The sequence below is a fragment of the Micromonospora sp. A3M-1-15 genome, assembly GCF_024213425.1.
Lineage (GTDB): Bacteria > Actinomycetota > Actinomycetes > Mycobacteriales > Micromonosporaceae > Micromonospora > Micromonospora chersina.
In genome coordinates, this window is sequence record NZ_JANAVK010000003.1 from 530,849 (window position 1) to 553,254 (window position 22,406).

The following is a 22,406-nucleotide window of genomic DNA, read 5'->3' on the forward strand; positions in this document are numbered from 1 at the left end:
GCGGGCCGGGCATCATGATGCCCGCGCCTGGGCGCAGCTGGTGCTCAGATGAGCGCCGTGGCTGTCAGACCGGTGTCAGCTGCGCGGGTGTCCGGCAGAGCTGACAAACGCCGGTTTGAGGGTGCGGAACTCTTCCGCCGCGCTACACGAGGCGCTGGGAGGTTCCGCCCGCCGCCGGGCCCGAGATGTGGGGCTGACGCGAGCCAGGCGCCTCGGGTGCCGTGCCGTCTTGGTGCGCTGACACCTCACCGATTCCCGCTACATCCGACAGGGAGGACGCGCTCCTCCCGAGGGACTGTCGTGGCTCGCTGACGCTCCGTTTCCAGTGCCCGGCGGCGGCCCTGTCGACGTCCTTTCGACGCCCACCCCTCGCCAGGTCGAGGGGTGGGCTGGAGGTGAACCCGCCCATGTACCGCATCCGCGTACGTCTTCGTGCCCTCACCAACGTCCACGTCCTCCGCCGCGTCGTCACGGTGGCCGTCGCGATCGTGCTGGTCGTGGCGGCGCCGGCCGCCGCGCACGCCGATCCTGGTGCGCCGGCGATCGTGGCGGTGAACTCGCTGCCGGTTGTCATCGCCAATCTGCGGGCCTGGCTGATCGGCATCCTCGCCGCCCTGGCCACCTTGTTCCTCGTCCTGGCCGGCGTCTACTGGGCCACCGCAGGCGGCGACCCGGCGCAGGTCGAGCGGGCCAAGGGCGCGCTGAAGAACGCCCTGGTCGGCTACGGCCTTGCTGTCCTCGCCCCTGTCCTGTTGCAGGTCGTCCAGGGCATCGTCGGGGGCTGACCGTGGGCTGGCTATTCGACCAGATCCTGGACTGGCTGGCGGCGGCGATCCTCGCGAGCCTGGACGCGCTGTTCGGGGTGATCAGCGACGCGCTGCTGATCACTCCAAAGGTCACCGCCCTGCCGCAGGTGCAGGCCCTGACCGGCCGCTCGGTGCTCGTCGTCGACACCGTCTTCGTCCTCGCCTTCGTCGCCGCCGGGCTGCTCACCATGACCGCCGGCGGCAATGAAACCACCCGCTACACCGCCAAAGACCTCATTCCGAGGCTGATCGTCGGGTTCGTCGCCGCGCACTTCTCCCAGCTCTGGTGCGGCATGCTCACCGACCTGGCCAACGCCCTGACCGGCGCGCTCACCACACCCGACGGCGACAGCGACGGCGCGCTGCGCGCCATCAAGACGCACATCCTCGCCGGGCGCGACACCACCGCGGTGCTGCTGTTCGTGATCTGCGTGGCGATCATCGCCGTGCTCCTCGCGGGCACCGCGTTCAGCGTGATCGTCCGCTTCGCCGTCGTCATCGTCCTGACCGCGTTCGCGCCGCTGGCCCTCGCTTGTCACGCGATGCCGCAGACCGAACCGGTCGCCCGCATGTGGTGGCGGTCCTACACCGGCGTCCTCGCCGTCCCTGTGGTGCAGGGCTTCACCCTCTACGCCGGCCAGTGGATGCTCACCGACCCCGACCATCTGCTGCCCGTGCTCGGTCTGCCGGTGGACCCGGGCGGCGCGATCAACCTGTTCGTGGTCATGGTCATGCTCTGGACGACGCTGCGCGTGCCGTCCCTGATGCGCCGCTACGTGACCACGGGCAACAGCGGCCGCGGGGTGAACATGCTCGGCGCGGCAGTGCGGGTCATCGTCGTGCAGCAGGCCACCCGCTCCGTTCCCGGCCTCGGCCGCGGCCTGAAGGCGGTCGGCCGATGACCCGCCACGACGACCGCGCCGATGCGGGCCGGGTGCGGATGCCCGCCGACGTCGACGCTCCCGACAAGGTGCTCTACGGGCTGACGTTCCGGCAGCTGGCGATCCTCGCCGTCGCCGCCCTCGCCTTCTACGGGACGTGGCGGACCCTGCACACGTTCGTTCCGGCGCTGGTGCTGGTCGGCGCGGCTGTCGTGCTCGGCGGTCTCGTGTTCGGCATGGCCGTGGGGCGGCGGGACGGCCTGCCGCTGGACGTGTGGCTGCTCGCCGCCGTGCGGCACTCTCGAGCGCCGCGGGCGTTGTCGACGACCGACACGACAACCGAGGTGCCCGACTGGGTGCAGGCCCCGGCGTCGAAGGTGACACTGCCGGCGCCGCTGACGCTGCCCGCCGACGCGATCGACGACGGCGGGGATATTCGCCTGGCCGGAGCGCGCGCGGCGATGGTCGCCGCCACCAGCGTCAACCTCGCCCTGCGCACCCCTGATGAGCGGGCGGCGCTGGTGGACGCGTTCGGCCGGTGGCTGAACTCGCTGTCCGCGCCGACGCAGATCGTCGTGTCCGCCCAACCGGTGGACCTGCAGGGCGCCGCCCGCACCCTCGCTGAGGCAGCCGAGCGGCTGCCTCACCCCGCTCTGGCGGACGCGGCGGCCGATCATGCCCGCTTCCTCGGCGATCTCGCCGCCCGGCGGGATCCGCTGCGCCGGCAGGTCCTCATCGTCACCCGCACCGCCGGCGAGCGCGCCGCTCGCCGGCGCGCCGAGGACACCGTCCGCGCGTTGGCCGGCCTCGGCGTCACCGCCCGGGCGCTGGACGGCGCGGCCGTCACCGCGGCGCTCGCCGCCGCGGCTGACCCCTATCGGCCGCCCCGACCCGGCGGTCTCGCGGCCCCCGACGCCGTCATCACCGCATCCGCGTCCCACCGGCGCCACTGACCTGAAGGGAGCCGACAGGCATGAAGAAGCGCAACCGATCCCACCCGGGCGGGCCGGGCCGCCGGGCGCGGGGGCTGGCCGCGACGGTCGCCCCTGCCTCCGTGGAGGTGTCCCCGCGGATGCTGCGCGTCGGCGACGGCTACGCCGCCACCCTCGTGGTCACCGGCTACCCGGCCGAGGTCGGCCCGGCCTGGCTCGAGCCGCTGCTGTCCTGGCCTGGCCGCCTGGACCTCGCCCTGCACATCGACCCGCTGCCCGCCCCGGTCGCCGCGGCGAGGCTGCGCACCCAGCAGGCCCGCTTCGAGTCCTCCCGGCGCGCCGACGCCGGACGGGGCAAGCTACCCGACCCGGCCGTCGACGCCGCGGCTGACGACGCGGCGGACCTCGCGCAGCGGCTCGCCCGTGGCTCGGCGAAACTGTTCCGCGTCGGCCTCTACCTGACCGTGCACGCCCGCACCGAAGACGAACTCCTCGAGGCGTGCTCGCAGGTCAAGGCCGCCGCGGCGTCCACCCTGATCGAGGTGCAACCGGCAACCTGGCGGCATCTGGCGGGCTGGAGCACCACCCTTCCCCTGGCCACGGACTCGCTGCGGATGCGGCGCACCATGGACACCGCCGCCCTCGCTGCCGCGTTCCCCCTCGCCTCCGCCGACCTGCCGGCGCCGCTGCCCGGCGACCCGCCCGCCGAGGGTGGGGTGCTCTACGGGGTGAACCCGGACTCGCAGGGCATCGTGTGGTGGGACCGGTGGGCGCAGGAGAACCACAACTGCGTCGTCCTGGCCCGCTCCGGCGCCGGCAAGTCGTACTTCGTGAAGCTGGAGATCCTGCGCAGCCTCTACCAGCAGGTGCAGGTCGCCGTCATCGACCCCGAAGACGAGTACCCGCGCCTGGCCGACACGGTCGGCGGCACCGTGGTCCGCCTCGGCGCGTCCGGGGTGAAGGTCAACCCCTTGGATCTGCCGGCCGGCGACACCCGCCCGGACGTGCTCACCCGACGCGGTCTGTTCCTGCACACCCTCGTCAGCGTCCTGCTCGGCCAGCAGCCGCCGCCAGCGGAACGCGCGGCCCTGGACCGGGCGATCCTGGCCGTCTACCGGGCCGCGGGCATCACCGCGGACCCGGCCACCCACCATCGGCCCGCACCGCTGCTGCGTGACCTCGCCGACCGCCTGCACGCCGAGACCGACCCCGCCGCCGGCCAGCTCGCCGCCCGCCTCGCCCCCTGGGTTGAGGGTTCCTTCTCGCACCTGTTCGACGGGCCCACCACCACCCGCCCCGACGGCCACCTCGTGGTGTGGTCGCTACGGCACCTGCCCGACGAACTGCGCACCGTCGGCACCCTCCTCGCCCTGGACGCGATCTGGCGGCAGGTCGACGCACCCAGCCGGCAGGCCGCACGGCGGCTCGTCGTCGTGGACGAGGCGTGGCTGCTCATGCGCGACGGCGAGGGGGCCCGGTTCCTGTTCCGCATGTCCAAGGCCGCCCGCAAACGCCACGCCGGCCTGACCGTCATCACCCAGGACGTCGCCGACGTCCTGGGCACCGACCTCGGCCAGGCCGTCGTCGCCAACGCCGCGACCCAGGTGCTGCTCAAGCAGGCACCGCAGGCCATCGACGCCGTCGGCGAGGCGTTCGGGCTCACCGCCGGCGAGCAACGCCTACTCCTCGCCGCCCGGGTCGGCACCGGGCTGCTGATCTCCGGCACCAACCGGACCAGCTTCGAGGCTGTCGCCTCCCCCGCCGAGCATCGACTCTGCACCACGAGCCCGAGCGAGCTGGCCGACCTCGACGACGAAGGAGACGCGCTGTGAAGTGCTCCATCGCCACGTACCTGGCCTTGCCAGCGACCGCACCCAGCCCTTCCGCGCCCGGCACCGATGTCCTCCCACCACCGACGGGCGCCGCGCGGTGGGTGCTCGACGCCGCCGGCTGGGCAGCGCAGCGACCCTGGCTGCTCGCCGTCGCGGCGATCGTGCTGGTCGCCGCCGTCGCCGGGCGCAACCTGCTGCGGCTGTGGCAGCACCGCCGGCATGCCGCCGGCGCCCGTCTGGTCACCATTGCTCCGCCACCGGAGGTGGACCCGCACGGCGCGGCGGCGTTGTGGGCCAACCTCGCCGGCACCCTCACCCCGTCGCGCCGACGGAGGCTGCTCTATGGCAGTCCGCACGTGGTGTGGCAGTACTCGTGGACCGGCCGGCGGCTGCTGATCTCAGTGTGGGTGCCCGGCACGGTCGCGCGCGGCGCCGTGGAAGCCGCCGTCCGCGCCGCCTGGCCCGGCGCCGCCTGCGCGGTCGAGGAGGCCACTCCCCCGCCGATGCCGTTGGATGTGCCGGCGGCGGTGGGCGGTCACCTTCTGCCCGCAGCAGCGGAGTGGCTGCCGTTGCACACCGGGCACGACAACGATCCGCTGCGGCCGTTGATGTCCGCCGGCTCCCAGCTCAAGGCCGACGAGTACGCGTGCGTGCAGGTCCTGGCCCGCCCTGCCGCGCCCCGTCGGGTGTCGCGCGCCCGGCGGGCCGCCGCCCGGTTACGCGAGGGCAAGACCACCGTCCCTGGGCCCAACCCGGCCACTGCACTGCGGTGGCTCGTCGAGCTGTTCCTGCCCGGCGGCACCGCCGGCCCCGCCCGATCAGCTCCGGCCGGGCGGCGCGATCCGGGCGTGGAGCGCGATGTGCGAGCGATCCTCGACAAGACCTCCCACCCGCTGTGGGAGACCGCTGTGCGCTACGCCGTCGGCAAGGACAGCCGACGCGGGAGCACCGACCAGCGGCCCCGGCTGCTGGGCATCGCCGATGCGATCGCCTCATCCTTCGCTGTGTACTCCGGCCGCAACCGCCTGGTCCCTCGTACCCGCATGTCGTCGCCGGCCGCGGTGCTGGCGTCGCGGCGTCTCGGCGCCGGGTTCCTCACCTGCACCCCGGAGCTGGCGGCGCTCGCCGCGCTGCCCCGGGACCTGGCCGTGCCCGGGCTGGATCGGGCGCGGGCGAAGTCCATGCCGGCACCGGTCGCCGTGCCCAGCGGCGGGCGCGGCACGAAGATGCTCGGCGACGCGCAGGTCGGCGGTCACGGGGTGGCCCTGGCCGTGCCCGACGCCCGCTACCACCTGCACGTCGTGGGGGCCACCGGCTCCGGGAAGACGACGTTGCTGGTGAACATGGCCGTCGACGACATCACCGCCGGCCGCGGCACCGTGGTCATCGACCCGCACGGCGACATGGTCCTGGACATCCTCGACCGGCTTCCCGCATCGGTCGCGGACCGGGTAGTGCTGTTCGACCCCGACCAGCCCAACCCGCCGACGATCAACCCGCTGTCCGGCGACGACCCGGATCTGGTCGTGGACAACCTGGTGTCGATCTTCGGGAACATCTTCGCCAAGGCGTGGGGCCCCCGGATGGACGACGTGATGCGGGTGGCGTGCCTGACCCTGCTGCGGCACGCCAACGTCACCCTGCAACACATCCCGCCCCTGCTCAACTCCGCCCAGTTCCGCTCCGCGATGACCGTTGACCTCGACGACCCGGCCGGCCTGTCCGGGTTCTGGCAGTGGTACGACGAGCTCAACCCCGCCCTGCGCTCCCAGGTCATCGGACCCGTCCTCGCCCGCCTCCGCGCCTTCCTGCTGCGCGACTTCGTCAAACGCACGATGCGCTACCCGCGCTCGAGTTTCGACATGGGCAAGGTCCTCGACGGCGGGGCGCTGCTCGTGCGCATCCCCAAGGGTCAGCTCGGGGAGGACACCAGCAAGCTGCTCGGCTCTCTGGTGCTGGCGCAGGTGTGGCAGGCGGCCACCGCCAGGGCGAAGATCGCCCCCGACAAGCGGCGCGACGCCACGCTGATCATCGACGAGGCGCAGAACTTCCTCACCCTCGCCAACAGCCTGGACACGATGCTCGCCGAGGCCCGCAAGTACCGGCTGTCGCTGGTGCTGTCCCACCAGGACCTCGCCCAGTTCCCGAAGGATCTCCTCGCCGCGGCGTCGGCGAACGCCCGCAACAAGATCTATTTCTCGTGCGCGCCGGAGGACGCCCGCGTCCTGGCTCGGCATACCCTGCCGGAACTCGACGAGCACGACCTCACCCACCTCGACGCATACACCGCCGCCACCCGCCTGGTCGTGGGCGGCCGGCAGACGCCGGCGTTCACCATGAGGACCCGCCCACCCAAGCCGCTGATCGGCGAGGCGACCGCGATCCGGCAGGCCGCGGCGCGCGCCGTTCCGGCGCAGGACATCGGCGCGATCGACGCCCTGGTCGACAGCTACTCACGGCCACCCCAGCAAACCCGCGCGCCCCGCGTGGAGAACGACAAGGCCAGGCCTTGAGGCCGGTTGACCGCCAATGGGTCGCCGATACGGCCAGGTGGCCGGGCTGACGGGATTCCTTCGGCGTCTGTCAGGCGCCTGCTGGGGTTTCCGTCACCCCTTCCGCAGACGCTTCCTCCGCCCTTCACCACCAAGGGCTGACCGCCGCTGACAGACCAGCGCGCAAGGGCCTGTCAGTGCAGCACACGGCGGCCCACCGGCACGGTCACCACCAGCTTCGAATTCAGACACCCCTCCACGGAGGGGATCCACTTCCTCCCTGAAGGGATGTCCGCTCGTGTCTACCGATCGACCTGTCTTCCATCCTCGGTCATCCAACCCCCGGCTTCTCGCCTCGCGCAGCAACACCAGCCGCCGCTCCCGTCTGGAGCAGCTGCGTCGGCTCACGCTGCGCGACCGTCAGCTCCTCGCCTGGCTCGCTGAGCACTATGTGCTCTCCGCAGACCAGATCACCGAGGCGGCGTTCACCTCCCGCCGTTCCGCCCGGCTGCGGCTGGCCACCCTGCACGGCATCGAGGCCGTCAGCCGCTTCGTCGACATCACCACCGGCGACGGGCAGTACCTCTACGCCCTCGGTCCCCTCGGCATGCTCGTGCACCCCACCGCCTACAACGACCCGGACCGGCCCGACGCCCGACCACCGCGCAGCAGCATCGAGCGCACCGAACGCATCATCGGCAGTTGCCGCCTCGCCCACCTGCTCGGCACCAACCAACTGTTCGTCGACCTCCTCGCCCACGCGCGCAACCATCCGAACGTGCGGCTGGCCAGGTGGTGGTCCGAGCAGCACGCCACCGCCGCCTACGCCGTCGCCGGCATCCGGCCCGACGGGCACGGCGTGTGGTGCGTCGGGGACCAGCAGGTGGGGTTCTTCCTGGAGCACGACAACGGGACCGAGCCACTCGCCGTCGTGCTGCGCAAGCTGCGCGGCTACGAGCGCCTCACCCAGTTCGGGCCCCGCTACCCCGTCCTGCTGCGCGTGCGGAGCCGACGCCGCGAGGCCAACATCCTGCGGGCGCTCGCCGGCGTGCCTACCGCCATGCCCGTCGCCACCGGCATCCACGACGAGCACCCCGCCGGACCCGCCTGGACGCTGACCACCGAGCCCGGGCTGCGCCGCTGGCTGCACGAGCTGCCCAGCGACCACGGCCCCGACAACCCCGCCACGAACCCCCACCGCTTCACCCACCCCGACGACGACTAACCAGATGCCGCAGTCAGCCCCGCTGGCGCGGGTCACTGCTCGACAGTGCCTGCAGCCCGGCGGGGCAGGTGAAGCCGACCTCGTTGAGCGCCTGCTGCCACGGGTCGTCTGGCCCACTCGACAGGTGCTGAACGTAGCCAGGGCCGAGGATGAGGTAGTCGATGAACCCGGCAACGTCGTCCGCCAGCTTCGCGAAACTGGCCAGCTCAGCGTCGGTGTACCAGACGATGTTCAGGTCGGAGAACCACCACACCTCCCCGGTGGCACGCTCCACCAGAACGGGATTCTCCAGCACGTCCGCGACCGCGCACCACCGTGCAGCACTGCCCGGCAAGTCGTCGGCCGCCCACGGCATCTGCCGCACGGAAGCTGCCGACCACAGCCGGATGTCGCCGGTGCTTCCACATGCAGCCCCGTCGGCAAGGCGCAGGAACTCGGCGTAGCCGGGGGCGATGTCGTCGAGTGGCTCGTCTGGCGAGATCGGTGGTGGCAGCTCCAGCGGCCCGTACGGCGGTGCAAGACGCCCCAGAACCAGGGCGATTCGACGGACCGAGTCGGTCAAGGGCATGGCCCTCATTCTCTAGTGCGATGTCCGCGAACGTTCACCAGGCGTGCGGTGGTTGTTGTGGGTCCTCGCCTGATGGGCGAGCGACTCCCCGCCTGAAGGTGGTGGACAGCTGGGCAACGCGTCCAGGTCGGCAAGGTCCACGCCCGCACGATGGTGTCCGTCGCCCTCGACGAGCTCCCCTGCGCGGCATATCGCCCCAACCTCGACGGCGAGCGGCCACGGTTCCGATCGGTCCGCCCCACCATGCCGCCCGCATGGCAACCGCTCGATTACGCCTGGTCGTACGCGTCGCCCTGGCTGGTTGCGAGAGTTGGATTCCCGCCGTCTGCGCTGAGAAGCCATCGGAGCAGCTCGGGAACCGATGTGGCGACGACAGGCATCTCGCCGACGAGGCCGTAGGTATCCCAACTCACCAAATAGCAGCGTCCCGCCCGGGCCGGGTGGAGGTCGACAACGACGTGCAGGTCTGTGGCTGCCCCGCCGCCGTCGGCGATAACGTAACAGCCGTTGGTCAAATCCTCTGGCGCCTCTGTCGCGACTTCTCGCGCGATGTGCTCAGTCAGCAGTCGGGGACTCGCCGGCACGAGGTCCCCTGGTCGGCAAACTCGCCATTGGTAAGGGCCGTCGCGGAATAGCCAGGCCCCGCCGCACAGCTCGTAGAGCTCCCGCAGGTCGTTTGGGAGTCGGTGCCCTCGGCCTGCGACAGCACCACCTGTCGGCGGCAGGACAGAACATCCGTGGGTGCGCGCGATGCAATCGAGCAAGTCACGCAGCTCCCCGGCGGGCAGCCCGGAATCCGTCACGCCAGAACGATAGGCCCCGCGTGGCCGACCGGCTCGGCGTTCCTCATCCGTTCTGTCCAGCAGTCTCCACGTCACCGACACCGAGCTGGCCATCGCCTGCGACGACGGCACCCGGATCGTCCGATGCACCACCGACCAGCCCGTCCGCGACCTCAAAGCAAGCCGACCCCGCGTGCATGCGGCGTGTCCACCGATGCTGCCCGCTTCTGCTGCGGGCGCCCCTCAGACCCGGCGCAGATCGTGAATAGCGAAATGCAGGTCCACCTCATCGCCGGGTTCGAACCACAGACCCACGGCGGCCAGCACGTCGGCAGCAACAATCGGGGCCTGCGCCACCGGCTTCTGCTCGGCACGGAAGCTCGGCCACACCAACAAGGGGATCGCGTGCTCTTCGCCGTAGCGGCGAACGTCGGTGATGTCACCGAGCACCGCCGGCGGAAGGGGGTCATTGGCCCAGGACCACAACCACGTCTGCTGGACATGATCCACGCTGCCGATCACCGTGATCCGGCCGTGAAGGAAGTCCCGGCCACCGCGCGACCAGGCAATGGTGGCGTCGTCCATTGACCAGTGGTACTGCACATCACGACCGAGCCCATGATCGGCAACCATCGCTACCTGCCGCTGCCCGACCCTGTCGCGAGCCGGTGTCCGACAGGTGCAGGATCCGCATGCCGCAAAAGTGTCGAGTGATCCTTCTACCGGTTGCCTCGGACAACGGCAGACTTCGGATCGCTCATCGGCACGTCCGGATGCGTGCATCCGTGACCGAGTGCATGTCTAGGGCTAATGGCGCGACGCCTCGCGGACTGGCCACGCCCGCGGCTGTTCTTCATCGGTTGTCTGCCGGCCGGTAGATCAAGACCCAGTTGGCCGTCGCGCGGGCTTGCCCTGGCACAAGACGGTCACTGCGTCGCGGGCCACAGAACTCGTCGTGTTGATCTAGGGTGATGCGGTGACCGCCAAGCCCGTGACGACAGTACTGTTCGACTTCGCCTGGACTCTGTTCGCCCGCGATTCGGAGCGCTGGGTGGGCAACGCGGCGGCATCGATCGACCGGACATTGGCTGCCGGCGAGGCGCACCGTATTGCCGGCGACTTCGCGGAACTGTTGCGGGAGACGGCCACGGATCCGGCCCACATCGCCCGGGATCTGGATCCGCGGGTCTGGGATCGGGCGATCCTCGCCGCGCTGGAACAGATTCCTGGGGTGGACCAGGCGTTGGCATCGGTCTTGCACGAAACACACGCCGAGGCGATCGAGCCGTACGCCGACACCGTCGCCACCTTGTCCGCATTGCGTGATGGCGGTGTTCGCATCGGCGTCGTCAGCAACGTCGGCTGGGACATCCGCAAATGCTTTGCTCGGCACGGACTCGACGGCATTGTCGATGCGTTCGTACTGTCCTACGAGGTCGGCTTCGTCAAACCGGACCCTCGGATCTGGGGCGCTGCCCTCGAAGCCCTTCAGGCCGCACCTGGCCAGACCCTGATGGTCGGTGATCATCCCGCTGGCGACGGCGGATCGGTTTCCGCTGGCATACCAGCGCTGCTCCTGCCCATGGTGGATTCGCCCGCGCAGGAACGCGGCTTCGGATACGTGCTCAGGCTTGCCCAGGTTCCGTCGTGACGGTCTGTCGCCGGTCCATTGTCTGAGGCTGCCGGGGGTGGAGGGGCTCAGTAGAGGTACACGTCGACCAGGAATGCGACAACCCGGCGAGGAGCGCGTACGCGGTGGTGCGTCGTGCGGGTTGGGCCGGAAGCGCCGCCAGAGCGCGCGCAGAGCGGTGGTGTCCGAGGCGACCGGTCCGAATACCTCTGCTTGAGCCCGCAAGGCTTCGATGTCGACGATGTCGACCCCGCCCGCGGCGATCGCACACGCCATGTCGACCAGGACCCGGCCGCGGTCATGGATCGGCCGGAACCCAGGCCGGGCAAGGATTGCCGATATCGCCTGCGTCAGACCGGTGCGGTCGGCGAGCATCCGCACCGCGGCCACTCCGACCATGCTCACACGCCGTCACCGTTGGTGCTGACGCGAAGATCTGCCGACCATCCGGTAACCTGATGCACTTCGGAAGTGCCTCCTCGCAAGAGATCACGGTAGATGTCGTAATCACCATTTTCCCTTGCGTCGCAGGCACTTTCGTCTATCCAGACCTCACGAAACGGTCACAAGATCACGACCTCGTGAATGTCCAGGGTTAGGTCACCTTTCGGGCAGCCTCTGGCGGCTATCCGCCCGCCCCCCTTGGCCCGGGGGTGCCGTTTGAGCTTTGACCTGTGGCGCCCGGGACTCGCACGCCCGCGACGAGACGGCGTACGGCCTCGGGATCACCGATGATGGCGGCGCCGGCCGCTGCGTGCCCGGCGAGGTCGGCGCTGCCGAAGGCGGCGAGGAGGGCATCCGTCGTGGTGGACAGGACGGCGTCTGGCTGTTCGGGCGGTTCGTGGGTGACCTCGGCGCCGGCCGAGGTGAGGCGGACGCCGAACACCCCGGCCGGACCGTGGTCGCGTAGTTCGATCCGGAGCGTGACCTCATGCTGCTCCGGCGTCGGCACGAAGAAGGTGCGGATGCTGAGCATGGCGCTGTCCACGCTCACGAAGCGCTGTTCGGCGGTGGGTGGGGCGGCCAGCGCCCAGGTGCCGAGCGCGACCACGATCGGTTCGAGGCCGCGACCCCACGGGGTCAACTCGTAGACCCGCACGTTGCCTGGTGGAGGCAGTTGCCGACGGCGTAGGACGCCGGCGTCGGCCAGCTCGCGCAGCCGGTCGGACAGTGCGTTCGGGCTGGCGGTCGGGAGCGCCTGCTGGAGGTCGGTGAACCGTTTCGGCCCGAGCAGCAGTTCGCGCACCACGAGCAGCGACCACCGCTCCCCCACGATGTCGAGGCCGCGTGCGACACCGCAGGCCTGCCGATAACCCCGCTGAGTCGGCACCGAAAACCTCCCTACGCCTTGTCCGGAACCGCGCCGCCCGTTCGTCACACTGGTGAGTCCAAGAATCATACTTGCTTGATCCTAGCAGTCACTATTAGCCTCATAGCTACTGACCCGAGGAGGAGTCCATGCCCACACCAGCGACACCCCCGATCACCGACCGCGAGACCTGGCAGAAGCAGCTTGATGAGTTCCGGCTCCGCGAGAAGGCGCACACGCGTGAGGGCGACGCCATCGCCGCGGCTCGCAGGCGGCTGCCGATGGTCGAGGTCGACCCGACCGCCCCTCTGGTCGGCGCCGACGGCCAGGTGCCCCTGCTCGACGTCTTCCAGGGGAGGACCCAGCTGTTCGCGTCGTACCACATGTGGCACACGGGCAGGCCGGCCGCCGACCAGTGCGAGGGCTGCACATTCTTCACCGGCCAGGTGCTCGAACTGTCGTACCTGCACTCTCGCGACGTCACGTTCGCGGTTTTCTGCCAGGGTCCGTTCGAGGAGACATCGCGCTACCGCGACTTCATGGGCTGGCAGGCTCCCTGGTACTCCGTGCCCGAGGAGTCGCTCGACTCCCTCGTCGCCGGTCGCGCGTTCGGAATGAAGGCGTGCTACCTGCGCCAAGGAGAGCGCGTGTTCGAAACCTACTGGACCACAGGGCGGGGCGTCGAAGCGATGGCGCCGTCGTACGGCCTGCTCGACATGACCATCTACGGTCGCCAGGAGGTCTGGGAAGACTCGCCGGAAGGCTGGCCGCAGCGCTTCCGGACCGACGGCGACCAGTTCCGCCTCGACGGGCGGCCGACCTCCCAGTGGTCGCGCCTCGCCGCCGGCCGTGACGACGACCTGGGCACGACCGGCCCCACCGGCAGCGAGCACCAGTGCTGCCACTGAGGTTCGGCGTCTGCCGGAGGCCCCGCCACCGTTCGTGGGGCCGATGATCGGCATTGCCCCCCTCCGATGGCTGCTGACAGTGGCGTTCGGCGGGGCGGCCGCCTTTCACCTGCTCCGGTGCCTTCGCCCACCCGCTGCGTGGCTCTGTCCGGTGGCGGAGCATCGACTCTCCGAGATGTTGCACCTGGTCATGGGTCTATCGATGATCGCGATGATCTGGCCGTGGGGCGCGGCGGTCCCGGCAGCAGCCTGGATTGCCATTTTCATGATGTCGACGGGGTGGTTCGCGGTGCGGGCGATGTGGACGCCGCGCGGTCGCGCCCACCCGGTTTTCTTCGCCACCGCCACAGGGACAATGGTGTGGATGGGTGCATCGGCACCGGGGGACGCCTTCGCCGGCGGTCACAGTGGTATGGACATGGCCAGGATGGGTCATGCGCCGGTCGGATGCGCCGGATGGGCCAGTGCGCTGCTCGGGGGGTACCTGGCACTCGCCGCTTTCTGGTGGGTTGGCCGCGGGATGCACATCGGTGGACTGTCCACGGCGACGACGAACGCGGTGGGGTGCCCGCTGGACTGGTCGGCACTGTGCCACGGCGTGATGAGCGCGGGTATGGGCATCGCCCTGCTCGCGATGGCGTAAACGATGGGCGCCAGGCGGGATGCTCGTCGCCGGGTGAACTTCGGTTGAGATCAACAGGAACATGCCAAGATCGGGCGTTTCAGCAAGGTTACATTCGGCCCTGCGAAAAAGTGTCGTGTTAGGGAGGTTCAGAAATGACGGTGGCAGTCGACGCCGAGATCACCGCGTTGATGCAGTGCCTCCAGAGGCAGCGAAACCACGTGCTGGGTGCCGTGGAAGGACTGAGCGATGAGGCGCTGCGGCGCCCCGTGCTGCCCTCTGGGTGGAGCTGCCTGGGGATGCTGCAGCACCTCACGCTGTCGGTGGAGCGTTTGTATTTCCGCGCTGCTGTGGCCGGCGACCCGGAGGTCATCGACATGGTCGGCAGCCAAGACAGCCCATGGCAGGTAGCCCCGGGACTACCGGCCGGCGATGTCCTTGACTGCTATCGCCATGAGGCGTCTCTGGCCGATGCCGTCATCGCCGCCTCATCTGCCGATGCCGACCTGGCCTGGTGGCCCTTCCCCGAGAGTGAGTGGCGCCTGCACAATCTTCGGGACGTCCTGCTCCATGTGATCACCGAGACCGCCTGCCACGCCGGACACCTCGACGCGGTTCGCGAACTCATCGACGGGCAACAGTGGCTGGTGAACACCTGACCAGTTGGCCTGGCGCCGCATTTCGACTCCCGTGCGGCCGAACCCTGGTTGCGCCATTCCGGTCCCCCATGTCAGACCTGGCGACCACTCTCACGGCCAACCGGATCTGCCGCGGGTCGCGCGCTCGATGCGACGCCGGAGCGATCATGTCAAGCGTCAACCGAGGCCCGTGTCAACCATCAACCGGAGTCGGACAAAGTCTCCCCAGAATGTGATCCGACAACTGATGTGCGACGCAGCTCTGCCAGGTGATGTGCGACAGAGCCAGCAAGCTAGGGGCGACAGGATGGCCGCCGGCGCAAGGTCCTGTCCTGTCATGTAGCCGGGGAGCGGATGTCGGTGGAAACGACGGTGGGGCCGGATGACGGGTACTAGGCCAGCCGTGCACGATGCTGTCTGTGCGTACCGAGCGTCTGAGCTTCTCCGTTGAGTCCGTCCAGGCCGTGCCGGGAGGCTGGCAGCTGGAGGGTGAGCCCGGGTATCACCCGCAGCATTGGGCTCGCCCGGGTGACCGCTTCGACCGTGCCTGCCGGGAGCACGGCCGCAAGGAGCGGAACGTGGACCTCGTCGTGGTTGAGCTCACCGGGTCATCCGCCATCGTCACCGGCGCCGGCGGCGACCAACTCAGGCCCGGCGACATTGTCTCCGGCGAGCGACTCATCGAGGACGACAGCCTGGCCAACGAAAGGCTCCAACGGCCAGTCGACGCCACTGAGCGCCTGTCCCGGCTACTGGGTCTGCCAGCACCCACCGTGGCAACCGAGGCCGGATGCGACTGGTCGCCAGTCGAGACGCAGCTGGGTGTTGCGCTTCCGGACGATTACAAGACGTTCGTCGACGCGCACGGTTCCGGCTCGGTCGATGATCACCTCATCGTCTGCGCCCCCAACGCCGTCCACGATTGGGCAGACCTGGTGCAACACAACACCTATGCGCACGAGTGCGTCCGCCTCGACTTCGCGGGGCCCGACAACTGGTCCGGAGACTGGCCACTCGGCGACGCGTCCCGTTGGGCCCCGAACCGTGAAGATGTCCCGTCCTGGTTCGAACCCGGCGACAACCTGATCTCGTGGGGGTACACAGGCAACGGCGACTTCCTCTTCTGGCACGTCAGGCCGGCCATGGCCCCTGAAGACTGGCCTGTGGTGCTGAAGGAAAGAGGGCCGTATTGGGAGCACTACCATGTCGGATTCTCCGCAGCACTGGTCGGCCTACTCACCGGCGAAATCCAATCCGAGTATCTGAGCCGCTGGCTCGGCGGGCCGCACACCTACGGCCTCTGACGAGCTGACCACGGCATACAGCTCCCCACGGTCAGGTGCACGACCTGCCGCAATCAGGGCGCTGAGGTCTCGCAGATCAGTTGGCGCACGTATGTCGCACATCAGTGGACGGAGGACACGCTCCTTGGCGCACTGTTGCCGAATTGGCCTTCTGATAGAGCAAGGCGGCCCGCACGTGCGCCGCGCCGGCCCGGCCCCGGCCTGCTGGCGACCTCGGGCCGGCATCGGCCGGGCCGGCCGGCCACCCTTGGGAGGACCGAGCCCTTGAAGACCTCGGGCTCCGCCCCGAACCCCAACCCTCCTCAGAGATGCCGCCGCGGATCTCCTCGTCGGGCACCACAAGGGCTGGACGGTCTGGCGGCTGCCCGACGAGGAGATCCGCTTAAAACGCTAATGCCGATGCCACGCTCGCGACGGTCGTGACCAGCAGGCCCGTGACGACCGCGGATAGGTCTGCCTGCGCCGTCACCGGGTGCCGCGGCGCTCCTCATCTGTCTCCGCTCCTGTGGGGGTTCAGGAGGAGAAGGTCAGTAGTGACAACTCCGACTGCCTACTGGGAATTCCCGATTCCGCTGTGTCCTTTCTTCAACGCTCCGCCACTTCCCGCCACAGCTGTCACCTGCGCATACTCCAGGGCCGCCGCCCTTGAACCGCCGAAGGGCGAAGGCCGAATCAGATGGAGTTGATGGAAAAGATGACGTCGCACTCGGTCTCTGCAGCAGCCGCTGGGACGTGGCTGCTCGGTGACCTCAAGGTCAACAGGATCGGCTTCGGCGCCATGCGCCTGACCGGCAGCGCCGCCCTCCACCAGGGCACTCCCAGCGACCGCGGCCAGGCGATCAGCGTGCTGCGTCGCGCGGTCGAGCTGGGCGTGAACCACATCGACACCGCCGCGTTCTACTTCTCCCGGTTGCGCTCGGCCAATGAGCTGATCAACTCGGCGCTGGCTCCGTACCCGGACGATCTCGTCATCGCGACCAAGGTCGGCCCGGCACGGGACGCCGCCGGCGAGTGGGCCACCCCGGCGCGGCCCGACCAACTGCGCGGCCAGGTGGAGGAGAACCTGCGTCAGCTCGGCCGCGACCACCTCGACGTGGTCAACCTGCGTCTAATGGGCCAGGACTGCATCAGCGAGCACTTCGGGGCCCTGGCCGAGCTGCGCGACGCGGGACTCATCCGCCACCTCGGCATCTCCGGCGCCCGCCCCGAGCATCTTGCGGAAGCCCAGGCGATTGCACCGGTGGTGTGCGTGCAGAACCGCTACAGCATCGACGCACCCGGCGAGGACGAGCTGCTCCGCGCCTGCGCGGAGTTCGGCATCGCGTTCGTGCCCTTCTTCGCCATCGCCGGGGAGGGGCGCATGGCGGGAGCCGCCCGGGCCGAGCACGACGAGGTTCGCGCCGTCGCTCGTGTGCACGGCATCTCATATGCCCAGATTCGCCTGGCATGGATCCTGCGAAAAGGTGCCCATGTGCTGGCCATCCCCGGTACGGGCAACCCGGATCACCTCGTCGACAACGTGGCAGCGGGCGCAATTCGACTGACGGAGGAAGAACTTCAGCTTCTCAATGCGATTGGCTCGTCCAAATCCTGATGTCGATCACGTCAACCGTGCCGTTCCGCCGGGCGTTCGAGGTGTGCCCGGACGTGGCATTGGCGTGCCATCGGGCGGGACAGCAAGGGCCAGCCGACGCCACCGGGGGCCGCCGAGATCAGACGGCCGATCCGGTACCAGGCAGACATCGACAATTTCCAGACTGACAGGTCTGGGAGCCCACGGCCGGGAGCCACCGGGGTGAACGAAGCCGGACGAGCCCGGACCGATCCAGCTGCCGGGAGCGCGCGGGCCAGGGCGAGGCGGACGTTGCCGAATGACTGCGGAGTGGCCTTGGGAATCTACGGCTCAGAAGGCTAGGAGTTCGAGTCCCTTCGGGCGCGCAATAGTGAGCAGGGAAAACGCACAGGGCCGGTCGCTTGCGACCGGCCCTGACAGCAGCCGGTGACAGCAACGTCATTCTTCGGGCTGTTGGTCGAGCAGGCCGCCCAGCTGATCCAGCGCCGCCCGTTTGTCGTCCAGGCTCACGTGACCGTAGACCGTCATGGTCATCTCCAACGTGCTGTGCTACACGATGTCCATCACCGTCCGGGAGCGTCGAAGTGGCCGTCGTGATCACCGCCAGCGACGCCGGCTGGGACGCCCACCGCCGCCTGGCCAGCGACACCGACGAGGACCGCGACGGCTTCGCGTTCCTCTGCGACCAAGATCCCGTCTTCACGCTGCGCTTCGAGGAGGAAAGCACCGTCGCCGTCACCGTCCACCCACCGACGACCACCGCCGGTTCACCCTCACCGAATACACCGGGCCAACACATCGCCCAGTCGAGCATCACATCGAACTAACCCAACCCCACGCCCCCGGGCGACGATGACGCTGCCCTGCCGCGACCGGGCCCAGCTGGTCGTGTGGGCGTACGAGTCGGGGCTGGTCGCGCCGCGCCGCCGCTGACCGCCGGGCGTACGTCAGCTCAGTCGCGCGAGCTGGACGCGCACCGCCTCCGCGTCCGGATGATTCAGCTGTTCCAGGATCGCCAGCGCGTGGCGCCACGCCGCGCGCGCCTCCTCCCGGTCACCGGCGGCGCGGCGGGCGCTGCCGAGATGGGTCAGGACGATGGTCTCGTCGTACCTGATGCTCAGTTGCCGGGTCAGGGCGAGCGCGTTGCGGTAGCACTCCGTCGCCCGCTCGTGGTCGCCCAGGTTGCCGTGGACGTGACCGAGGCTGTCCCAGGCTTGGGCGGCACGGCGCCGGTCGCCGGTACGCTGGTGCAGGTCGAGGGCCCGCCGGCAGTGGCCGAGGGCCTGCCGGTGCTCCCCGAGGTGGGTGAGGTACCAGCCGATCGCGTTGAGCCCGTCGGCCTGCCCGGCCACGTGGCCGAGTGCCTGGTAGAGCGCGAGCGCCTCCCGCGCCTGCGGCAGCGCTTCGGCGTAGCGGCCCTGCCGGTCGAGCACCCAGGCCAGGTTGAGCCGGGTGTGCGCCTGGCCCGTGCGGTCGCCGGTCTGTTCGAACAGCTCCAGCGCGCGCTGGAAGTGCCGGCGGGCGTCCTCGTGGTCGCCCAGCTTCGCCCTGGCCCGCGCCAGCCCCCAGTGCGTGTGGGCCTCACCGCGGCGGTCGCCGAGGCGCCGGGCGGCCGTCATCGCAAGATCCTGCACCGCGGCCAGGTCGTGCCAGTACGCGTGGGCGTCGAGGAAGTCGAGCAGGGTCCAGGCCAACTGCCAGGCCCGGCGGTCCGAGCCGGTGCGGGTCGCCTGGGCGACGGCGGCCAGGAGCACCGGCCTCTCCGCGCGGAACCAGGCGAGTGCCTCCGCGTAGCCGGCGAGGGCGGTCGGGACCGTGCCGGGCTCGTGTGCCGAGTCGGTGATCGGGTCCCGATGGGGGTCCAGGAGGCGGGCGGCGCTGTCGGCGGTGTGCAGGTAGTGGTCGAGCATCCGGTGCCGGGCGCGCCGCCGGTCGCCGGCGCCATCGTGAGTGTGGGCCAGCTCCGCGGCGTACCGGTGGAGCAGGTCGTGGCAGGCGTAGCGCCCGGGGGCCGGCTCGCCCAGCAGGTGCGCGCGGGCGAGCTCCGCCAGGAGTGGCTTGACGACTGCGGCCGACCGGCCGGCGAGGCTCGCCGCGGCCGGCGCGGCGATGTCCGGGCCGGCGTGCAGGCTCAGCAGCCGGAGCAAACGGGCGGCGTCGGTGGTCAGGGTGCGGTACGACCAGGAGAAGATGGCCCGGATGTCGGTGGCGAGGTCCCCGCCGTCGAACGGGTCCAGCGCTGCGTCCGGTTTCTCCGCGGCGCGCCGCAGCTCGGCGGTCAGCGTGGCGAGCGGAAAGTCGGGCCGGGTGACGGCGCGCGCGGCGACGACGGCTAGCGCGAGCGGCAACCGCGCGCACCGGGCGATGAGGTCGTCGACCGCGCCGGGATCGGTGGCCAGCCGGTCCGCGCCGAGGCGCCCGGCCAGCAGCTCCCGGGACTCCTGCGTCGACAGCAGGTCCAGGGTCAAGGGATGCGCGCCCTCGCTCACCGTCAACGGGGTCAGCTCGGTGCGGCTGGTGACCAGGACCAGGCAGCCCGGCGCGGCGGGCAGCAGCGGCCGGACCTGCGCGGCGTCGCGGGCGTTGTCGAGGACGACGAGCACCCGCCGGCCGGCCAGCATGCTGCGGTACAGCGCGGCCTGTGCGGTCGGCTCGACGGGAATCCGCTGCGCCGGCACCCCGAATGCGTCGAGGAAGCCACGGATCGCCGCGGCCGGATCCACCGGGCAGCCGTGGTCGGCGAACCCACGAAGGTCGACGTACAGCTGCCCGTCGGGAAACTCGCCGGCCACCCGGTGTGCCCAGTGCACAGCGAAGGCGGTCTTGCCCACCCCGGCGGTGCCCGACACCACCGCGATGGGCAGGGTGCCGGGCTGGTCGACGCGGGACGTCCGCGCGGCACGCAGCAGGGCGTCGAGTCGCGCCAGCTCCGGACGGCGGCCGGCGAATCCGCGCACGGCCACGGGCAGTTGGGCGGGCACGGGACCGGACGGTGCCGGCTGGCCGGCCGGCGCGCCGGTCACCCGGGCCGGCTCGCTCATGGCCGGCGGTGCCAGGTCGGCGTCCTGCCGGAGGATGGCGGCGTGCAGCCGGCACAGTGCCGGGCTCGGGTCGACGCCGAGGTCCGTAGCCAGGGCGGTGCGCAACCGCTGGTAGGCCGCCAGCGCGTGGACCTGCCGGCCGTCGCGGTACAGCGCGAGCATCAGGCGGTGGTGGATCTGCTCGTGGTAGGGATGCTCGTCGGCCAGGCGCGCCAGTTCCGGTACGAGCGACGCGTGTTCACCCAGCGCCAGCCGGGCGTCGAGCAACGCCTCCCGGGCCGACAGCTCCAGCCCGGCCAACCGCTCGGCCTGCTCGTCCAGCCAGCGGAGCCCGGCCAGGTCCGCCAGCGGCCGTCCCCGCCAGAGGGCCAGCGCGGCACGCAGCGCAACCGCGCGTTCGGCGGGCTCCGCCGGATGCCTGCTTTCGCCGATCAACCGCTGCGCGAGGTGCAGGTCGGTGGCCTCCCGCGGCAGGTCGAGGACGTAGCCATGTGGACGTACCGCGATGGCCGCCCGCCCGCCGAGCACCCCACGCAGGTACGAGATGTGCCGTTGCAGCGAGTTCTTCGCGGTGGCCGGCGGCGTGCCGTCCCAGACGATGTCGATGAGCAGGTCGGGGTGCACGGCGTCACCGGCGTGCAGGGCGAGTGCCGCGAGTAGGGCCTTGCGTCGTAGGCCGGGCACCGGCCGAGCCCGATCCCCCTCGGTGACGTCGACCGGCCCGAGAAGACGGACCTGAATGGTCGCCACCTCCGCTCCACAGTGGTCGGGCAATCGAATGCTAGCGATCGCCGGGCCGCCCGGGTCAGCGCGCGTCAGGTTCACGTCAGCGCCGGATGCCATCGTGCGACGGCGCGCCGGCCGCCGCGGCGCGGTCTCCGCCCGCAGGACAAGCCCGATCAGAGGAAGTGAGGGACCAAGATGCTCAGGCATGCCATCCGCAGGACGTTGACCCTCCTGACCGCAGCGACGGTCGTCGCCGCCGGAACCGTCACCGCGAGTGCGGCGCCCGCGCTCGCCGTGACCGCGAAGCTGGAACTCTTGCTGGGGTGCCAGACGAGCGACGGCCGCAACTGGGACTACACGGTCCGGGTGAGCGGGATCACGGCACGCAGCTACTACGACCGGTACATGGTCGAATTTCGGGTCTGGGGCGACGACGAGTGGAGCGACGATCTGCTCGGCGGCCCGTACCGGACGTACTACGAGGGTCTCGGGCAGGGCTCCTACTCCGTCGGCGTGTGCATGAACAGCTCGACCCTGAACGAGGACGTCGGTCTCGACGACATCTACGCTGGCGTGCGCATCTACAACGCCAGCGGCGTGAACACCGAGACGGCGGAGTCGAACCGCTGGTACGGCTACTTCTGAGGGGCGGAGACCTCGCCGTCGGGGCGGCGTCCGGTCCCCGGCGGCGAGCCCGGTCGCGGCGATCGTCGCCGCCGGTCGATTCCGCAGACGCACCGCCCCGGCCTGCGGATTGGCCATGGTCACGTGAGCGGTCAGCCACCCCGGTCCTTGCTGGGCGAGTCGCGCCATGTCGCCGGCCTTACCCAGGAGGAGTTGGCCGAACGCACCGGGCTGACCGTGCGGGGCATCCAGCAACATCGAGCGGGGCCGGGTCCTTCGACCGCGCCGGCGTTCGCTGGAGGCGCTCGCCCTCGGTCTCGACCTCTGGGGCGACCAGGTCGACCAGTTCGTCCGGCACTACTAACGCGGCCTCGGCGGCGTGGGCGTTCACGGCCGTGTAAATCGGTCTGATGTCGCGGTGAAGAGTGCTCGATGAGGACGCCGCCGGTGAGGTCCTCGTCGTTGCGGCCCGGCCACGCAGGGGCACCATGCGCCGGTGGGCGCTGCTCGGAT

General features: G+C 70.4%; 18 protein-coding genes. 14 read left to right on the forward strand and 4 right to left on the reverse strand.

Annotated features, from left to right (window positions below; genetic code table 11):
• Positions 1-407 precede the first annotated feature (407 nt).
• The 6 genes from NLX85_RS17755 to NLX85_RS17780 all read left to right on the forward strand — a co-directional run bounded on the left by NLX85_RS17755 (position 408) and on the right by NLX85_RS17780 (position 8,168).
• Complete coding sequence (locus NLX85_RS17755) at positions 408-785, forward strand: pilin (RefSeq protein ID WP_254336488.1); 378 nt, start codon at positions 408-410, stop codon at positions 783-785.
• 2 nt (positions 786-787) lie between these two features.
• Positions 788-1,708, forward strand: a complete 921-nt coding sequence (locus tag NLX85_RS17760) for a hypothetical protein (protein ID WP_254336490.1) — start codon at positions 788-790, stop codon at positions 1,706-1,708.
• Entirely contained in the window at positions 1,705-2,640 is a 936-nt protein-coding gene (locus NLX85_RS17765) for a PrgI family protein (RefSeq protein ID WP_254336492.1), read from the forward strand. The genes NLX85_RS17760 and NLX85_RS17765 overlap by 4 nt, the downstream gene beginning before the upstream one ends.
• Before the next feature lie 20 nt (positions 2,641-2,660).
• Positions 2,661-4,451, forward strand: a complete 1,791-nt coding sequence (locus tag NLX85_RS17770) for a VirB4 family type IV secretion system protein (RefSeq protein ID WP_305885045.1) — start codon at positions 2,661-2,663, stop codon at positions 4,449-4,451.
• An 8-nt stretch (positions 4,452-4,459) separates the two neighbouring features.
• On the forward strand, positions 4,460-6,964 hold the full coding sequence (locus NLX85_RS17775) for a helicase HerA domain-containing protein (protein ID WP_374628118.1): 2,505 nt from the start codon (positions 4,460-4,462) through the stop codon (positions 6,962-6,964).
• Between the two features lie 364 nt (positions 6,965-7,328).
• Positions 7,329-8,168: a replication-relaxation family protein gene (locus NLX85_RS17780; protein WP_254337488.1), complete on the forward strand. Its 840-nt coding sequence runs from the start codon at positions 7,329-7,331 to the stop codon at positions 8,166-8,168.
• Between the two features lie 13 nt (positions 8,169-8,181).
• Here the strand turns inward: NLX85_RS17780 and NLX85_RS17785 are convergent, their stop codons facing one another.
• Together NLX85_RS17785 and NLX85_RS33700 are read right to left on the reverse strand one after the other, a co-directional pair.
• On the reverse strand, positions 8,182-8,736 hold the full coding sequence (locus NLX85_RS17785; protein ID WP_254336494.1) for a hypothetical protein: 555 nt from the start codon (positions 8,734-8,736) through the stop codon (positions 8,182-8,184).
• Positions 8,737-9,761: 1,025 nt separating this feature from the next.
• Positions 9,762-10,301, reverse strand: a complete 540-nt coding sequence (locus NLX85_RS33700) for a DUF6882 domain-containing protein (RefSeq protein ID WP_374628102.1) — start codon at positions 10,299-10,301, stop codon at positions 9,762-9,764.
• A gap of 193 nt (positions 10,302-10,494) precedes the next feature.
• Between NLX85_RS33700 and NLX85_RS17795 the strand changes: the two genes are divergently transcribed.
• A complete protein-coding gene (locus NLX85_RS17795) occupies positions 10,495-11,169 on the forward strand; it encodes an HAD family hydrolase (RefSeq protein WP_254336498.1) in 675 nt (224 codons plus the stop codon).
• Between the two features lie 604 nt (positions 11,170-11,773).
• On the opposite strand, the gene NLX85_RS17800 is transcribed toward NLX85_RS17795, so the two are convergent.
• Positions 11,774-12,547 carry a helix-turn-helix domain-containing protein gene (locus NLX85_RS17800; RefSeq protein ID WP_254336500.1) on the reverse strand — a complete coding sequence of 258 codons (774 nt, stop codon included), beginning with the start codon at positions 12,545-12,547 and terminating at the stop codon, positions 11,774-11,776.
• Between the two features lie 59 nt (positions 12,548-12,606).
• Here NLX85_RS17800 and NLX85_RS17805 point away from each other — a divergent pair, with 59 nt between their 5' ends.
• The 6 genes from NLX85_RS17805 to NLX85_RS17830 all read left to right on the forward strand — a co-directional run bounded on the left by NLX85_RS17805 (position 12,607) and on the right by NLX85_RS17830 (position 18,329).
• Positions 12,607-13,365 carry a DUF899 family protein gene (locus NLX85_RS17805; protein WP_254336502.1) on the forward strand — a complete coding sequence of 253 codons (759 nt, stop codon included), beginning with the start codon at positions 12,607-12,609 and terminating at the stop codon, positions 13,363-13,365.
• 43 nt (positions 13,366-13,408) lie between these two features.
• Entirely contained in the window at positions 13,409-14,008 is a 600-nt protein-coding gene (locus tag NLX85_RS17810; RefSeq protein ID WP_256566962.1) for a DUF5134 domain-containing protein, read from the forward strand.
• Positions 14,009-14,142: 134 nt separating this feature from the next.
• The gene (locus NLX85_RS17815; RefSeq protein WP_254336505.1) at positions 14,143-14,646 is read left to right on the forward strand and encodes a DinB family protein; all 504 of its coding nucleotides are present in this window, start codon (positions 14,143-14,145) and stop codon (positions 14,644-14,646) included.
• Between the two features lie 557 nt (positions 14,647-15,203).
• A complete protein-coding gene (locus NLX85_RS17820) occupies positions 15,204-15,929 on the forward strand; it encodes an SMI1/KNR4 family protein (RefSeq protein WP_254336507.1) in 726 nt (241 codons plus the stop codon).
• A gap of 694 nt (positions 15,930-16,623) precedes the next feature.
• Positions 16,624-17,523, forward strand: a complete 900-nt coding sequence (locus NLX85_RS17825; protein WP_254337490.1) for an aldo/keto reductase — start codon at positions 16,624-16,626, stop codon at positions 17,521-17,523.
• Positions 17,524-18,086: 563 nt separating this feature from the next.
• Positions 18,087-18,329 carry a hypothetical protein gene (locus NLX85_RS17830; protein WP_254336509.1) on the forward strand — a complete coding sequence of 81 codons (243 nt, stop codon included), beginning with the start codon at positions 18,087-18,089 and terminating at the stop codon, positions 18,327-18,329.
• 120 nt (positions 18,330-18,449) lie between these two features.
• Here NLX85_RS17830 and NLX85_RS17835 read toward each other — a convergent pair whose 3' ends face one another.
• Complete coding sequence (locus NLX85_RS17835; RefSeq protein WP_254336511.1) at positions 18,450-21,293, reverse strand: BTAD domain-containing putative transcriptional regulator; 2,844 nt, start codon at positions 21,291-21,293, stop codon at positions 18,450-18,452.
• A 171-nt stretch (positions 21,294-21,464) separates the two neighbouring features.
• On the opposite strand from NLX85_RS17835, the gene NLX85_RS17840 reads away from it, so the two are divergent.
• Positions 21,465-21,914, forward strand: a complete 450-nt coding sequence (locus NLX85_RS17840; protein ID WP_254336514.1) for a hypothetical protein — start codon at positions 21,465-21,467, stop codon at positions 21,912-21,914.
• Positions 21,915-22,406 lie beyond the last annotated feature (492 nt).

What these genes read in the sequence shown, in the direction of transcription:
- NLX85_RS17755 (WP_254336488.1), top strand. Translation starts at nt 408, where the DNA reads ATGTACCGCATCCGCGTACGTCTTCGTGCCCTCACCAACGTCCACGTC.
- NLX85_RS17765 (WP_254336492.1), top strand. Translation starts at nt 1,705, where the DNA reads ATGACCCGCCACGACGACCGCGCCGATGCGGGCCGGGTGCGGATGCCC.
- NLX85_RS17770 (WP_305885045.1), top strand. Translation starts at nt 2,661, where the DNA reads ATGAAGAAGCGCAACCGATCCCACCCGGGCGGGCCGGGCCGCCGGGCG.
- NLX85_RS17785 (WP_254336494.1), bottom strand. Translation starts at nt 8,736, where the DNA reads ATGCCCTTGACCGACTCGGTCCGTCGAATCGCCCTGGTTCTGGGGCGT.
- NLX85_RS33700 (WP_374628102.1), bottom strand. Translation starts at nt 10,301, where the DNA reads ATGCACGCATCCGGACGTGCCGATGAGCGATCCGAAGTCTGCCGTTGT.
- NLX85_RS17800 (WP_254336500.1), bottom strand. Translation starts at nt 12,547, where the DNA reads ATGATTCTTGGACTCACCAGTGTGACGAACGGGCGGCGCGGTTCCGGA.
- NLX85_RS17805 (WP_254336502.1), top strand. Translation starts at nt 12,607, where the DNA reads ATGCCCACACCAGCGACACCCCCGATCACCGACCGCGAGACCTGGCAG.
- NLX85_RS17810 (WP_256566962.1), top strand. Translation starts at nt 13,409, where the DNA reads ATGATCGGCATTGCCCCCCTCCGATGGCTGCTGACAGTGGCGTTCGGC.
- NLX85_RS17815 (WP_254336505.1), top strand. Translation starts at nt 14,143, where the DNA reads ATGACGGTGGCAGTCGACGCCGAGATCACCGCGTTGATGCAGTGCCTC.
- NLX85_RS17825 (WP_254337490.1), top strand. Translation starts at nt 16,624, where the DNA reads ATGACGTCGCACTCGGTCTCTGCAGCAGCCGCTGGGACGTGGCTGCTC.
- NLX85_RS17840 (WP_254336514.1), top strand. Translation starts at nt 21,465, where the DNA reads ATGCTCAGGCATGCCATCCGCAGGACGTTGACCCTCCTGACCGCAGCG.